Genomic DNA, 14,764 nt, shown 5'->3' on the forward strand with positions numbered 1-14,764 from the left:
ATATGACACAATTATTTACAAGTTTATATACACCTACAAAAGGAATGTTTGACGCACAAAAAAGAGTTGAAGTAGCAAGCAATAACATAGCTAATGCTAATACTGAAGGATATTCACGTCAAAGAGTAGAAACTATAAGTGATAGAACTTATAACATAGATATTAAAGGTAAAATTGAAAGTGGTCCAAATACTTCAAGGGTAGTAAGAATAAGAGATGCTTTTGTAGATAGCCAAATAAGAAAAGAAAGCGGTACACTAGGAGAGTTTGAAAGTAAAGCAGAACTTTTAGGGCATGTTGAAACTGCATTTTTAGAGCCATCAGAAAATGGATTAAATCAAGCTATGTCAGATATGTGGAATTCATGGCAAGAATTATCCAAAAATCCAAATGATGATAGTACAAAAACCGTTGTAACACAAACATCTGAAAATTTTGTAACAACTTTAAATTATACATCTAGCAGATTATCAGATATGAAATCAAATGCTTTAACTGAAATGGAAAACAGTATTTATAATGTAAACAAAGCTTTAAGTCAAATTGATACTTTGAATGGTGAAATATATAAAGCTAAAATTAGAAATATAGAACCAAATGAACTGACAGACCAAAGAGATTTACTTTTAGATGAAATATCGAAGGATATAAGTGTTCAAATTGACCTTGATAAATATGGAAGAGCAACAGTTAAATCAGGAACAACAGAATTGGTATCCAGTGATCCAACAAAAAAAGTGCTTTCTCAAATTTCTTTTGTTAATTATGTTGAAAAAGTTGGAACTGATTATAAGGTAAATATTTCACTTGCAGGGGATGGAGTTAATAATTCAAAAACACTAACTATATCAGAAAGTGATTATAATCAAAAGTATAGTACTTATTTAAAAGAAGGTGCTGTAATTGAAACCGCCAAAGATTTTGTTGGTGAGGCTAGCATAAAAAATTTCGAAAGCAATATGGTTACTGGTAAAATTAAGGGATATCAAGACTCTTTTGAACTTATTCAAAAATACTCTGATAGTTTAGATAATTTAGCTAATTCAATTGCTACAAAGATAAATGATATTAACCCAGTTGAGGATGGTTTTACAGGTAACTTTTTTATATCAGAAACGGGTGGGAAAATTACAGCTAGTAGTATAAGATTCAATGAAGAAATATCGGGTAATCCATCAAAAATCAATGCAGATTCAACAAGTGATATTACGAAAACAGGATTTGGAGACGGAACAAAGGCTTTAGAGATTTTAGCCTTACAAAATGCAAATGTTACTATAGGCGAAAGTAATAATACAACTTTTAATAAATTTTATAATAATTTAATATCAAGTGTAGGAATAGAAAAACAAAGTGCAGATAGAATGGTAAGTAATGAAGAATCTTTAATAACTCAATTAGAAACAAAAAGGGAATCAGTTTCAGGAGTATCTATTGATGAAGAAATAGCTAATTTAGTACTCTTTCAAAATAGTTATGCAGCTAATGCAAAAGTAATGTCTACTTTAGTAGAAATGCTTGACACATTGATAAATAGAACAGGTTTATAGGAGGTAAAACATGAGAGTAACAAATAAAATGGTAACAAATAATTTTTTGACCAATTTAAATAGAAATGCTAAGGAAGTGGCGAAATTACAAAGTCAACTTTCCTCAGGAAAAGTTATTGAAAGACCCTCTGATGACCCTATTGCCGTATCTAAAATTATGAATTTAACAACAGCTATAGGAAAAAATGAGCAATATCAAAGTAATATGGAAGATGCTATTGCATGGAATTCTTTGACGGATAGTACTCTTGATAATATAGGAAACACAATGCAAAGATTGAGAGAATTAACAGTGCAAGCTGCTAATGGATCCTTTTCAGACACAGAAAGATCTGGTATCAAAGCAGAGGTAGAGCAATTAACAGAACAAATAATGCAGGATGGAAATACTATGTATGGCGGAAGATATATCTTAGCAGGAAATAATAACAAAACAGCTCCATTTAAACTTGAATCAGGAGAACTAAAATATAGCGGAGATTCGGGTAAAATGAAAATGGAAGTAAGTACAGGACTTACTGTAGGTATAAATACTAGCGGGTCAGAACTTATGGGAAGTGGGAATTCACTATCTGATATGCTAAAAGAATTAAAATCAGCCTTAGAAAGCGGAGACGCTACGAAATTAAGTAAGGATGTTTTAGGTAAAATAGATGATAATATAGATAATGTATTAAACTTAAGAGCTAAAGTAGGAGCAAAAGTAAATAGATTTGAATCCATTTTTCAAAAGAATGAAGCGGATAACTTAAACATGAAAACTATACTATCTGAAAATCAAGATGTGGATGTAGCTGAGAAAATAATGGAATATATGGCTATGGAAAATGTTTATCAAACTACATTATCTGCGGGAGCAAAAGCAATACAACATTCGTTGTTGGATTATTTGAGATAGATTTAAGTATAAAGTGGTGGTTGTGAGTCTTGGGGGATGATTGAAAAAAAGTTGACGGTGTACAGTAAATGATAGCTTTCGCTTAGACGAAAGCTTTTAATTTAAGTAAAAGATTTAAAAGTTATTTTGCTTCGCAAAAGTAACTGATTTTGAAATTAGAATAAGTTACCATTTTAAGTCTTTTGAGTTTCTATGCTTTTAAATCTTTTATAAATTAAAGATTTTCGGAGAAAATCATCATTTACTGTCAACTGTACACTGTAAATTGTCAATTATTTAAAACCGTTATAGCTAATAATTAATCGTACCATAAAAAACAACAAGACTAAGATTATATACAAAAGGTGGTTTTATTATGTTAATAAAAAGCAGATTCTTAGGAAATCTTGAAATAGATGAAAGTAAAATTGTTACTTTTGAAGAAGGAATTTTAGGTTTTGAAGATATAAAAGAATATTGTATAGTTCCTATGCCTGAAAAAGAAGATTTTTATTTACTTCAAAGTATAGAAGATGAGAATATTTCTTTTATAATAATAAAACCATGGGATTTCTTTAAACAATACGAAATAAATTTACAAGAGGAACATTTACAAACAGTGGATATAGAAGATGCATCTCAAGTAGCAATTTATAGCATTTTAAGCTTAAGCCAGTTAGATATAACTGCAAATTTATTAGCTCCAGTAGTAATAAATGCAGATACTAATAAAGGAGCACAAATTGTTCTCCACTCATCTACTTACAAAACAAAGCATAGTATCTATGCCAGTGAAAGTAAGGGGGAATCCTTATGTTAGTTCTTACAAGAAAAAAAGGAGAAAAGATAACACTAGGTGATGACATTGAGATTGAAGTTATACATTTAGATAATGGAAAAGTTAAATTAGGAATAAAAGCTCCTAAAAACCTAAAAATATTGAGAACGGAGGTTTTACAACAGGTTAAAGAAGAAAACAAAGAAGCTTTAACTATAAATATAGATATATTAAATAATTTCATAAAAAAATAATAAAAAAGTTAAAAAAAAAGCTAAACTAATTTTAAAGTCATCCGAAGTATATAGTATAAGCAACAAATGGTGATCACCCATTTGAAAAAACAAAACCAAAGATTTTAATCAAAAAAACCGGCATGGATGCCAAAACAAAATTCAAGGAGGAATTTATTATGAGAATTAATAACAACATAGGAGCTTTAAACACTTATTCAAAACTTTCTTCAACAAATGTAGCAAAGGACAAATCTTTAGAAAAATTATCATCAGGTTTAAGAATCAACAGAGCAGCTGATGATGCAGCAGGTCTTGCAATATCAGAAAAGATGAGAGCTCAAATCAAAGGTTTAGATCAAGCAAATAGAAATGCACAAGATGGAGTATCTTTAATTCAAACAGCAGAGGGTGGATTATCCGAAACACACTCAATGCTACAAAGAATGAGAGAATTATCAGTTCAAGCTTCTAATGGTACGCTAACTGATGAAGATAAAACTAATATTCAGACTGAAATTAGTGAGTTGAAAACAGAGATAGGAAAAGTTTCTTCTAACACAAAATTTAATAGTAAAAAATTGTTAGATGGAAATTTTGGAGTTTCAGTAAAAACGACTGGGTCAACAATGGCTTCGGCTGGAAACAATGTTAAGATTACACTTGATGGAGCTGCAGAGAATGAGACATTTACTTTCAGTGTAGCAACAGGGTCTGTAACAATTAAAAACTCAGCTGGAGAAGAACAAAAATTAATGCTTGGAGCTACTAATACAGCTACTTTAGATAAAGGTACTAGCTTTAATTTTGACGCTATGGGTGTAAAAGTAACATTGACTGCGGATCAAGCTGGTGGGGCCCTATTTACAGGTAATACGCTTATAACAACAGCTGCTACTGGAGGAAATGGATTTATACAAGTAGGGGCTAATGAAGATGACACTATGGCTATACAAATAAATAGTATGACAACTTCCGCATTAGGTATTGAGGATATAGATGTAACTTCAGATGCAGAGGGAGCAATTACATTAATTGATAATGCCATTAGTAAAGTATCAACTGAAAGAGCAAAACTTGGTGCATACCAGAATAGATTAGAGCACACAATGAATAATTTAACAACCTCTTCAGAAAATATTACATCAGCAGAATCAAGAATTAGAGATGTAGATATGGCTAAAGAAATGATGAACTTCACTAAGACTAACATCTTAAGCCAAGCTGCAACTTCAATGCTTGCTCAAGCTAACCAATCAGGACAAGGCGTACTTTCATTATTAAGATAATTTAAAAAAAATGGGCTGGCGAGCAGCTGGCCCTTTTTTATTTAAGAGAAGTTTGAAGGTTGGAACGTTGGAATTAAAAGGAATAGTGTACTTAGGCAGTTGACAATTTACAGTTGACAGTTTGAAAGATTATTTTGCTGCGCAAAATATATGATCATTATAGAGTTTTCTGAAAGAAAATCACTTCGAACTGTGAACTGTGAACCGTGAACCAAAAAGGGGTGTATATAGTGGATATAACAAAAGTAGTTGCTACATCAAAATCAAATGAACCAATGATAACCACACCGGTTGCAACTTCTGTAACCACTAAGATGGATGGTGTGGACATTGATATTAAAGAGGATAAAAGTAAATCTAGTAATGGACAAAGTACTCACCCTGGTAAAGAAGATTTTTCAAGTGAATTTTTAGAAAAAGAGATAGATAAATTAAATAAAGTTATTTTTGGAACAAATAAAGATTTTAAGTTTTCTGTTCATGAAAAAACTAATACCATTGTGGTAAGAGTTGTGGATAGTGAAACAAAAGAAGTTATAAAAGAACTTCCACCAGAACAGATTTTAGATCTTGTGGCTAAAATGGAAGAAATGGTGGGAATGTTGGTGGATGAGAAGGGTTAGGAGGGGAATTTTATGTCTAGTATAAATTTTTTAGGCTCATATTCAGGAATAGACCAAACTATGGTTGATCAATTAATGGCTGCTGAAAAAATGCCTCTAAATAGTATGAATACAAAGATACAAACTTATACAACAGAAAAAGATGCTTGGAAGGATATCAATACTAGATTGAGTTCTTTGAGTACTAAGATAAATGATTTAAAAGATGAAGATTTATTTTCTGCCAAAAAATTTACTTCAAGTGTATCTGGAATAGTTAGTGCCTCTGTGGACAATGATGCTATTGAAGGCTCATATGATATAGTGGTAAGCAAACTTGCTAAAAGTACTACTTTAGTAGGAGACAGAGTATCATCAACAGATGGTGACTTGAACAAATCAGGCACATTAAATATTAATATTGATGGAACGAGTAAATTTAGCATAACTGTTGTAGCGACAGATTCATTAAATGATATTGTTACAAAGATTAATGAATCAGGTGATAATAGCAGTGTTGTATCAGCATCAATAATTGACTCTAGATTAGTCTTGAAAAGTGTTGAAGCTGGGAATAAAACTATTTCCTTAATAGATAATAGCAATATAAATACTATTGCAGATTCTTTAGGAATGAGTGTAGCTACTCAAGGAACAGTAGGCTACAATTCATTGATTGGAAATCAAGTAGCTGAATCAACTACTGAGATGAGCCAAGTTGGACAGTTAAATATTAATATTGACGGAACTACAAAATTTAGTATAAATGTTGAAGTTACAGATTCATTAGAAAATATTGTTACTAAAATAAATGATGATCTAAATAATGGCGGAAGTGTTTCAGCTTCAATAATTGATTCGAGATTAGTTTTGAAAAATATGGGATCTGATGGGAAAACTATCTCTTTGTCTGATGATACTGGTTCTGATAGTATTGTAGATTCAGTGGGAATGAATATAGAACAAAATAAAACAGACAATGTTAGCAGAAAAGGAAATAACAGCGAATTCACAATAAACGGAATATCAGTAACAGATAAAGCTACAAACTCAATAGATGACGTAGTGGAAGGTTTAACCTTTAATCTAACATCAGAAGGAACAACAAAATTAACAGTATCAAAGGACTACAGCTCTATCGAAAGCAAAATCCAATCAGTAGTAGATCAATACAACTCAACCCTAACTTTCATGCAACAAAAATCAAGCTCAGGTACAGTAGGCGTAGCAAGTTCAAAAGGCTCCCTTTCAGGAGACTCAGCACTTCAAAGATTAGTTTCAAACCTAAGAACCACAATATCAGATACAGTATCTGGACTTACAGGCGATGTAAAGACTGCGTCAACTATAGGAATAAAAACCATAGACAATTATGGAACTCTTTCCTTTGATAAAACAACCTTTGAATCTGTTATGGCAAGCAATGCTGAGGGAGTTAAAGATTTTTTTACAAACACAAACGGATTTGCAAAAAAGTTAGACAGTTTTGTAGACACATATATAGATAGCACAGATGGTTTAATAACCTATAAACAAACCAGCTTACAAAGTATGATAGATACCACAAACGATAAAATTGATGCCTTCAATCTTAGAATGGAATCTAGAGAAGCTTATTATATAAAAATATTTGCAAGTTTAGACTCTTATATGGCAAAAGCTGAGTCAACAACTTCATGGCTAACTTCACAAATGGGAGCAATGAATAATTCAAGCAGTAATTAATAGGGGGGCAGGACATGTATTATAACAATACCTCAAATGCATATGATACTTATAAAAATAATCAAGTAAATACAGCTTCAAGAAAACAACTTTTACTTATGCTTTTCGACGGAGCAATAAAGTTTTTAAATTTTGCAGCTATATCAATAGATAATAAAAATGTACCAGACACTCACAAATATATAGTTAAAGCTGAGGATATTATTCAAGAATTAATGTCTACTTTAAATTTTGATGCTGGAGATATAGCTAAGGATTTATATAATCTTTACGATTATCTTTATAACGAATTAATTCAAGCTAATATGAAGAAGGATAAAGAAAAAGTTCTTTATGTTAAATCCATGATGGAAGAGTTGAGAGAAACATGGGCTCAGATTTAAATAATATTGATAGCATTATTCTTCCATTAAATGAAGTTCTAATGGAACTAAAGAAAAACTTAAGTGATTTTCAGGATATAAGTAAGGAAGAGGATATTAATAAAATTTTCCAATTGGTAGATAAAAAAGAAAATTTCATAAATAAGTTAAAAACTATTTTAGATAATAGTGATATAGATAAATTAAACGCTAATAAAAATATATTTGAAACTTTAAAAATAGCTAAGGAAGTTACGGAGTTAGAAATAAATTTTTATCAAGATAATAAAGATAAAATAAAAGAAAATATGCTGCAGGTAAATAAAAAGAATAGAGTAAATAAAGGGTATATGAATAAGCTTACGAATTCTTATTTTATTGATAAAACAATTGAATAATTGACAATTTTCTCGTAAAAGTCTCATTTGGTTAGCTTTGTAAAGCAAATTTAACTAATAGGAGGCTTTTTTTGTTTTTTTCTCCATTGACTATATACCGAATATATTTTATTATTAAGTTATATTTAAATTTAATATATAAAAAAATTAAATTTAATGTTAAAATAGCTTAATAATTAGTTTTTAAACAAATTAAGGATATGGGAGCAAAAATTATGAATAATATTACCGATAATAACACCTATAATTTGATAAAATCTGCCTTGGGTGCAACGAATGTAAGACAAAGTGTTATCTCTAATAATATATCAAATGTTAATACAAGCAATTTTAAAGCAAGTAAAGTTGAGTTTGAAGATACTTTAAAAAATGTTTTGGATCAAAACAGTATTTCTATGAGATACACAAATGAAAAACATATGGGTATGGCCTTAAACGATATTCAACCTGAAATAATAAAAGATGATACTACTGAAATTAAACTTAATGGAAACAATGTAGATATGGAAAAAGAAATGGTGGACATGGCTGCTAATCAAATTTTATATAACTCTCTTGTTCAACAAGCAAATAAAAAATTATCTAATTTAAGTTATGTAATCTCTGGAGGTAGATAAAAATGTCGATTTTTAAGAGTATGGAAATTAGTTCTAGTGGGTTATCTGTAGAAAGAATGAGACTGGACACTGTATCTTCAAATATAGCTAATGCATCAACTACAAAAACAGAAGATGGAGAGGTTTACAGAAAAAAAACTGTTACTTTCAAAGAAAAATTTAAAAATCAAGTAGATGAAATGGGAAAAAGTAGCGTAGTTTCTTCTGGAGTAGAAATAAATAAAATAGAAGAATCAACTGATGAATACAAAATTGTTTATGAGCCAACTCATCCCGATGCAGATGAAAATGGATTTGTTACTTATCCTAATGTGGATCTTTTACAAGAAATGGTGGATATGATGTCAGCTACTAGAGCTTATGAAGCTAATGTTACTGCGTTTAATGCTAGCAAAAGTATGTTGTTAAAAGCACTTGAAATAGGTAGATAAGGGGTGATTAAATGAAAATTAATAATTTGATGGGCAACATTAATTTATTGGACTCCAATAAACAAACAGAAAAAAATTCAGTATCTTTTGGTGAGGTTTTAAATAATCAATTAAAAAATTTAGAGGATTTACAATCTACAGCGGATAATTTAACAGAAAAAATGGTTACAGGAGAAGTTCAAGATTTAAGTAAGGTTATGATTGCCACAGAGGAAGCTACGATTGCGCTTCAAATGACAGTGCAGATAAGAAATAAGGTTGTAGAGGCTTATCAAGAAGTTAGTAGAATGCAATTATAGGGGAGTTTGAATAAATGAAAAGTCTCAAAGATTTATTAGCCAAAGTAGGAAATGGATGGAATTCTTTAAATAATAACATGAAAATTTTAGTGGGTACTGTGGGTATTTCTCTTATAGTATCTATGATTTTATATTTTGCTTTTTTTAATTCCACAAAATATGTAACTATGTTTACTAATTTAAGTCTAGAAGACTCTGCAGGGATAGTTAGTAAACTGGAGGAGCTAAAAATTGATAAGTATAAGTTAGAAGATGCTGGAGCTACTATCTTAGTGGATGAAAAATTAGTAGACAAGCTGAGAATTGATTTGGCAATTTCAGGTGCACTGCCTAATAATGGGCAAGGATATGAAATATTTGATGATGTAAGTATTATGATGACAGATGAAGATAGAAAAATAATGTACCAAAGAGCTTTGGAGGGAGAACTTCAAAGATCTATAATGTCCCTTCAGGAAATACAAAGCGCAAGAGTGCATGTGGTACTTGCGGAAAGTGATTTATTTAGTAAAGACACAAAACCAGCCTCAGCTTCAATTATTCTAGACATAAAACCTTATGACAAACTTTCAAATGATCAAATAAATGGAATAATAGCATTAGTATCTGGTGCAGTAGAAAATTTAGCGGAAGAAAATGTTAAAATTGTGGATTCTAATGCAAATTTACTTACTACTGGAGTAGGAAGTAAAGATAGTATTAATTCTAGCTCGGCAGTTCAAAGCAAAAGAGATTTAGAAAGTTCTTATAATGCAGAATTAGCAAATAATCTAACTAATTTACTTGAAAAAACTTATGGAGCTGGAAAAGCAGTAGTTAATGTTAGTGTTCAACTAGACTTAGATTCTGAAGAAATTTTGAAGAAATCCTTTGATGGCGAACCAGTTGTTATAAGTGAACAAAAAAGTTATCAAAAAAACAGTGAAGCTGGCGCTGCAGGAAATCCAACAGATGCAGGCGGATATGTTACAGATGATGAAACTGTATCTAATCCTGACACTCAATCTTATGAGGTAACAAGAAATTATGATATGGGTCAAACCACTAGTACTACCATAAAAGCACCAGGAGATATAAATAAGATATCTACCTCAGTAATTATTGATAAAGAGCTTACACCGGATGAAAAAATAGCAATTCAAGATATAGTAAAAGCTGCCCTTGGTGTAGATGAAGCCAGAGGAGATATTGTAAACGTAGCGGGTATTCCTTTTGATACTAGTCTACAAGATTCTATTAATGATGATTTGGCTAATGAGCCAGGTACAACAGGTGTTTTAGCTTCTATCACCTCAGTAGTATCTATGCCAGTTTTAATAGGAATTTTATCAGTTTTATTTATAGGGCTTATAGCAATTATAGTAGCTCTTGGTAGAGGTAGAAGCAAAGCTAAGAGAGCAAAAGAAGTAGAAGAGATTATAAATGAGGAAAGTGTTTCAGGTATAGATTTAGCTATAAATAATATTAAGAATAAAGAAATAATTGACCAAGTTATCTTGAGTGGAGACAAACAGCAAGATAAACTTATTGACAGAGTGGATAAATATGCAAAAGAGAACTCTAAAGAAGCAGCTGATATATTGAAACTGTGGATACTTGAAGGGGAAGAGTAAAAAATGAACAATAAAGTTTCAGGTTTAAAAAAAGCGGCTATGCTTTTAATTGTGTTGGGAACTGAAACATCTTCAGATATTTTAAAGCAATTGCCCAATGATGTAATTGAAAAATTAGCAAAAGAAATTGGAAAAATTGATTATGTGGCTATAGAAGATAGGAAAGAAATCATAGAAGAATTCGGAAAATTTATTGAAACCAGTGAACAAATAAGTTCTGGTGGAACAAAATATGCTCAAGATTTATTGAAAAAGGCATTAGGAGTTCAAAAGGCACAAGAGATCATTGCAAATATGCAAAACACTAAAAATAGACAAACTTTGCCTTTTGATATTGCAAGAAAAATTGAATCTGCTAAATTGATAAAAATATTAGCTAAAGAACATGCACAAACTATAGCTATTGTGCTTTGTTACTTAAATTTTGAGAAATCAGCGGAAATATTATCAGGGTTGCCAGAGGAAATTCAAAGTGATGTGGCGGATAGAATTGCCACAATGAGGTCAGTTTCACCAATTGCTATTAAAAAAGTAGAAAGAGCATTAGAAAAGAAACTTATGAGTGGAAGTTTCTTGGAAAATGATACTATTGGCGGAGTAGATACATTGGTTAATATATTAAACTCTGTTACAAGAACTACAGAAAAAAATATTCTTGATGGAATAAACGAAAAGAAACCAGATTTAAAAGATGAAATAAAAGCAAAATTATTTACATTTGAAGATATTAAACTTCTTGATAGTAATTCAATTCAAAAGGTATTAAGAGAAGTTTCTATAGGAGAAATTGCATTGTCTATTAAAGGAGCTTCAGAAGCTGTTATTGATTTAATGTATAAAAACATTTCATCAAGAGCTAGTGCGGCTGTTAAAGAAGAGCTAGAAGGAATGGGCCCTGTAAAAGTATCAAAGGTAGAAGAAGCACAACAAAAAATTGTTTCCACAATTAGAAGATTAGAAAGCGAAGGAGAAGTTATAATTAATAGGGGTGGAAAAAGTGACGTTATATAATAATGTTATAAAGAAAGAGCAAATAGATAATAGAATTATTAGAAAATTTCATGTGGAAAATTTTGATTTAAATAAGGAAAACCATCATCAAGAAAATTTAACTTATATTGATACAAATGATTTAATGGATGAAATATATGAAAAAGAGAAACAAATATTGGATGAAGCCTTGATACAAGCAGAAACAATTAAAAGTGAGGCAGAACAAGAAGGATATACTACAGGCTTTAACACTGGAAATGAAGAGGGTTATAAAGAAGGATATAAAAAAGCTCTTGAAGAAATTCAAATTGAAAAAAAAGAAGCAACAAAACTTATAATAGAAGCACAGAAAATAAAAAATGAAATTATAGGTTCCATGGAAGCGGAAGTAATTAATTTAGTAACTAGTATTTCTGAAAAGATAACTAGGATAGCGGTATATAATAATGATGAAAAAATTATTCCTATGATTAAAAATGCTTTAAGCGATATTAATAATAGAGAAAGAATAATTATTAGAGTTAATCCGATAAATATACAGCTTTTGAAAAATAAGGAGGATGATTTTCTTAAAATTTGTCCTGCTGCTATTTTTACTTTTTTAGAAGATAATTCATTAAATGAACTGGATTGTATATTGGATAGTGAAAATGAAGTACTTGATTTAAATATAGAAAATCAAATAAAAAATATTATTCTGGCATTCCAGGAAAAAAGGTAGTTGTTATGGATAAAACTTATTTTGATAAATACTCTAGAATTTTAGATGAAAAAAACTTTTATAATTCTTATGGAAAAGTAAAGGAAGTTATAGGGCTTACTATTCAAGTTAAGGGTATAAAATCCTTTGTAGGAGAAGTGTGTGAAATAGTTTTAAATAAAAATGAAATAGTTAGAGCAGAGGTAGTAGGTTTTAAAGGAGAAAATGCACTTTTGATGCCTTTAGGAGATTTAAGAGGAGTTAATGCAGGAGCTTTAGTTAAAAGCACAGGAAAATCTCTTCGAGTAAAAGTTGGAGACGCATTGTTAGGTAAAGTTTTGGATGGCTTAGGAAATGTTATTGGGGAAGAAGAATTAAATCTTCCAGATGAAGTAGATGTATATAATTCACCCCCTAATCCAATGAAACGAAAAAGAATTAAAGAAATTATGCCTACAGGTGTAAAAGCTATTGATGGATTACTTACTTGTGGACAAGGACAAAGATTAGGAATATTTGCTGGTAGTGGTGTTGGGAAAAGTACTTTATTAGGTATGATGAGTAGATATTGTAAATCGGATATTAATGTAATTGCTTTAATAGGTGAAAGAGGAAGAGAAGTTTTAGATTTTATAGAAACTAGCTTAGGGGAAGAAGGGCTTAGAAATACCATAGTTGTGTGTGCCACTTCTGATCAACCAGCGCTTATTAGATTAAAAGGAGCTTTTGTGGCTACAGCTATTGCAGAGTATTTTAGAGATCAAGGAAAGCAAGTTATGTTGATGATGGATTCAGTAACTAGATTTGCTATGGCTCAAAGAGAAGTTGGTTTGGCTATTGGAGAACCACCAGCTACAAAAGGATATACTCCATCGGTTTTTGCTATATTACCTCAATTGCTTGAAAGGTCTGGAACTTCAGATAAAGGGTCTATTACAGCTTTTTATACTGTTTTGGTAGAAGGTGATGATATGAATGAGCCTATAGCAGATACAGTAAGAGGTATTCTAGATGGCCATATAATTTTAACTAGAAAAATTGCTGAAAAAAATCATTTTCCAGCAATAGATGTACAAAAAAGTATAAGCAGGCTTATGAAAGAAATAGTAACAGAAGATCATTATAAAGCGGCTAATGAATTAAGAAATAATTTGGCAGTATATGAGAAGGCAGAAGATTTAATAAATCTTGGTGCTTATAAGAAAGGGTCAAATCCGTTAATTGATATGTCGGTAACCCTAAACCCTAAAATACTAGATTTTCTACAGCAAAAGGTAGAGGAAGAAATTGATTTTCCTGCAGTAGTCAAAAAGATAGAAAATATTTTTGTATAGGAGTAACTTATGAAAAAATTCAAATATTCTTTAGAAAAAGTTTTAGATTTTAAAACAGATGAGGAAAGAGTAAGGATTGAAAAATTCGCTAAACTTAGAATTAAAGTTGAGGAAGAAAAGGAAAGATTAATTGAATTAAATAACCTCTTGCAAAATAATTATACAGAATTAAATAAAAATGACAATATAGATGGAACAACATTTAAAAATTCCTATTCATATATATATGTGCTTCAAGAAAAAATTAATCATCAAGAAAAAGCTATACAGAATTATAAAAATAAATTAGAAGCTTCAAGGGTAGAACTAATTTCTGCTCAAAAGGAAAGAAAAACCTTGGAAATTCTTAAAGAAAAAGCACATTTAGAGTATAAAACAGAAATGGATAAAGAAGAACAAAAGATTAATGACGAATTGGGTTTATATGCTTTTTTAAGGAACTCAAATAATTCTATCAGGGAGGTGTGAATTAGTGCAACAGATTGTTTCAATCAATAGTATAAAACAATATATGGATTCTTATAAAATATATGAAAAATCTGAAGATGGAAAAGAAGAATTTGGAAATCTTATGCAAGATTTTTTGTCTAGCTATAAGGGTACAAACTTTGAAGCAATTGAAAATGGTGTTAATAAGGGAAATCAAAAGGAAGAAGAAAAAAATGATGAGAATGCTTATTTATTTAATATATTAACAAAGTTAAATAAAACACCAGAAATAAGCAAAAATACTGAGACAAGTGGAAGTATCCAAATAAAAGAAATAGAATCATTTAAAGATGATTTCGATGATATTCAAGGTGTACAAGTAGAAACGGAGTTGATAAATAAAATTTTTTCAGATAACAAAGAATTAAAACCAGAAAAGATAGAACAATTAAAAGAGAAAATCCAAGAAGTAATAAAAGAAGTAGAAGCTTTTAGTAAAGAATTAAAAAGTGTAGAACAACCAGTTAAAGCAAC

Annotated in this window: 18 protein-coding genes; all 18 read left to right on the forward strand. The window is 30.3% G+C overall.

Going from position 1 to position 14,764, the window contains the following annotated elements:
• Positions 1-2 precede the first annotated feature (2 nt).
• Entirely contained in the window at positions 3-1,550 is a 1,548-nt protein-coding gene (gene flgK / locus BUB83_RS13380; protein ID WP_073338971.1) for a flagellar hook-associated protein FlgK, read from the forward strand.
• 10 nt (positions 1,551-1,560) lie between these two features.
• Positions 1,561-2,448 (forward strand): flagellar hook-associated protein FlgL, encoded by an 888-nt coding sequence (gene flgL, locus BUB83_RS13385; RefSeq protein ID WP_073338972.1) that lies wholly within the window; start codon positions 1,561-1,563, stop codon positions 2,446-2,448.
• Positions 2,449-2,803: 355 nt separating this feature from the next.
• Positions 2,804-3,247, forward strand: a complete 444-nt coding sequence (gene fliW, locus BUB83_RS13390) for a flagellar assembly protein FliW (protein WP_073338973.1) — start codon at positions 2,804-2,806, stop codon at positions 3,245-3,247.
• Positions 3,241-3,459 carry a carbon storage regulator CsrA gene (csrA, locus tag BUB83_RS13395; protein WP_073338974.1) on the forward strand — a complete coding sequence of 73 codons (219 nt, stop codon included), beginning with the start codon at positions 3,241-3,243 and terminating at the stop codon, positions 3,457-3,459. The genes fliW and csrA overlap by 7 nt, the downstream gene beginning before the upstream one ends.
• A gap of 158 nt (positions 3,460-3,617) precedes the next feature.
• The gene (locus BUB83_RS13400; RefSeq protein WP_073338975.1) at positions 3,618-4,727 is read left to right on the forward strand and encodes a flagellin N-terminal helical domain-containing protein; all 1,110 of its coding nucleotides are present in this window, start codon (positions 3,618-3,620) and stop codon (positions 4,725-4,727) included.
• A 230-nt stretch (positions 4,728-4,957) separates the two neighbouring features.
• Entirely contained in the window at positions 4,958-5,350 is a 393-nt protein-coding gene (locus BUB83_RS13405) for a flagellar protein FlaG (protein WP_073338976.1), read from the forward strand.
• A 12-nt stretch (positions 5,351-5,362) separates the two neighbouring features.
• On the forward strand, positions 5,363-7,054 hold the full coding sequence (fliD, locus tag BUB83_RS13410) for a flagellar filament capping protein FliD (RefSeq protein WP_073338977.1): 1,692 nt from the start codon (positions 5,363-5,365) through the stop codon (positions 7,052-7,054).
• Positions 7,055-7,068: 14 nt separating this feature from the next.
• Positions 7,069-7,437 carry a flagellar export chaperone FliS gene (gene fliS, locus BUB83_RS13415; protein WP_073338978.1) on the forward strand — a complete coding sequence of 123 codons (369 nt, stop codon included), beginning with the start codon at positions 7,069-7,071 and terminating at the stop codon, positions 7,435-7,437.
• Complete coding sequence (locus tag BUB83_RS13420; RefSeq protein WP_073338979.1) at positions 7,422-7,814, forward strand: hypothetical protein; 393 nt, start codon at positions 7,422-7,424, stop codon at positions 7,812-7,814. Before fliS ends, BUB83_RS13420 begins: the two co-directional genes overlap by 16 nt.
• 215 nt (positions 7,815-8,029) lie before the next feature.
• Entirely contained in the window at positions 8,030-8,431 is a 402-nt protein-coding gene (gene flgB / locus BUB83_RS13425) for a flagellar basal body rod protein FlgB (protein WP_073338980.1), read from the forward strand.
• Positions 8,432-8,433: 2 nt separating this feature from the next.
• Positions 8,434-8,862, forward strand: a complete 429-nt coding sequence (flgC, locus tag BUB83_RS13430; RefSeq protein ID WP_073338981.1) for a flagellar basal body rod protein FlgC — start codon at positions 8,434-8,436, stop codon at positions 8,860-8,862.
• Between the two features lie 11 nt (positions 8,863-8,873).
• The gene (gene fliE, locus BUB83_RS13435; protein ID WP_073338982.1) at positions 8,874-9,161 is read left to right on the forward strand and encodes a flagellar hook-basal body complex protein FliE; all 288 of its coding nucleotides are present in this window, start codon (positions 8,874-8,876) and stop codon (positions 9,159-9,161) included.
• Positions 9,162-9,175: 14 nt separating this feature from the next.
• Positions 9,176-10,774: a flagellar basal-body MS-ring/collar protein FliF gene (fliF, locus tag BUB83_RS13440; protein WP_073338983.1), complete on the forward strand. Its 1,599-nt coding sequence runs from the start codon at positions 9,176-9,178 to the stop codon at positions 10,772-10,774.
• A gap of 3 nt (positions 10,775-10,777) precedes the next feature.
• Complete coding sequence (gene fliG, locus BUB83_RS13445) at positions 10,778-11,785, forward strand: flagellar motor switch protein FliG (RefSeq protein WP_073338984.1); 1,008 nt, start codon at positions 10,778-10,780, stop codon at positions 11,783-11,785.
• Entirely contained in the window at positions 11,772-12,488 is a 717-nt protein-coding gene (locus tag BUB83_RS13450) for a FliH/SctL family protein (RefSeq protein WP_073338985.1), read from the forward strand. The genes fliG and BUB83_RS13450 overlap by 14 nt, the downstream gene beginning before the upstream one ends.
• A 5-nt stretch (positions 12,489-12,493) precedes the next feature.
• Positions 12,494-13,801 (forward strand): flagellar protein export ATPase FliI, encoded by a 1,308-nt coding sequence (fliI, locus tag BUB83_RS13455; protein WP_073338986.1) that lies wholly within the window; start codon positions 12,494-12,496, stop codon positions 13,799-13,801.
• Positions 13,802-13,810: 9 nt separating this feature from the next.
• On the forward strand, positions 13,811-14,269 hold the full coding sequence (gene fliJ, locus BUB83_RS13460) for a flagellar export protein FliJ (RefSeq protein WP_073338987.1): 459 nt from the start codon (positions 13,811-13,813) through the stop codon (positions 14,267-14,269).
• Between the two features lie 4 nt (positions 14,270-14,273).
• The coding region (locus BUB83_RS13465) for a hypothetical protein (protein ID WP_143160550.1) at positions 14,274-14,764 on the forward strand (491 nt) is incomplete at its 3' end.

The organism is Clostridium grantii DSM 8605 (genome assembly GCF_900129965.1).
In the GTDB taxonomy this organism is placed as follows: domain Bacteria; phylum Bacillota; class Clostridia; order Clostridiales; family Clostridiaceae; genus Clostridium_AF; species Clostridium_AF grantii.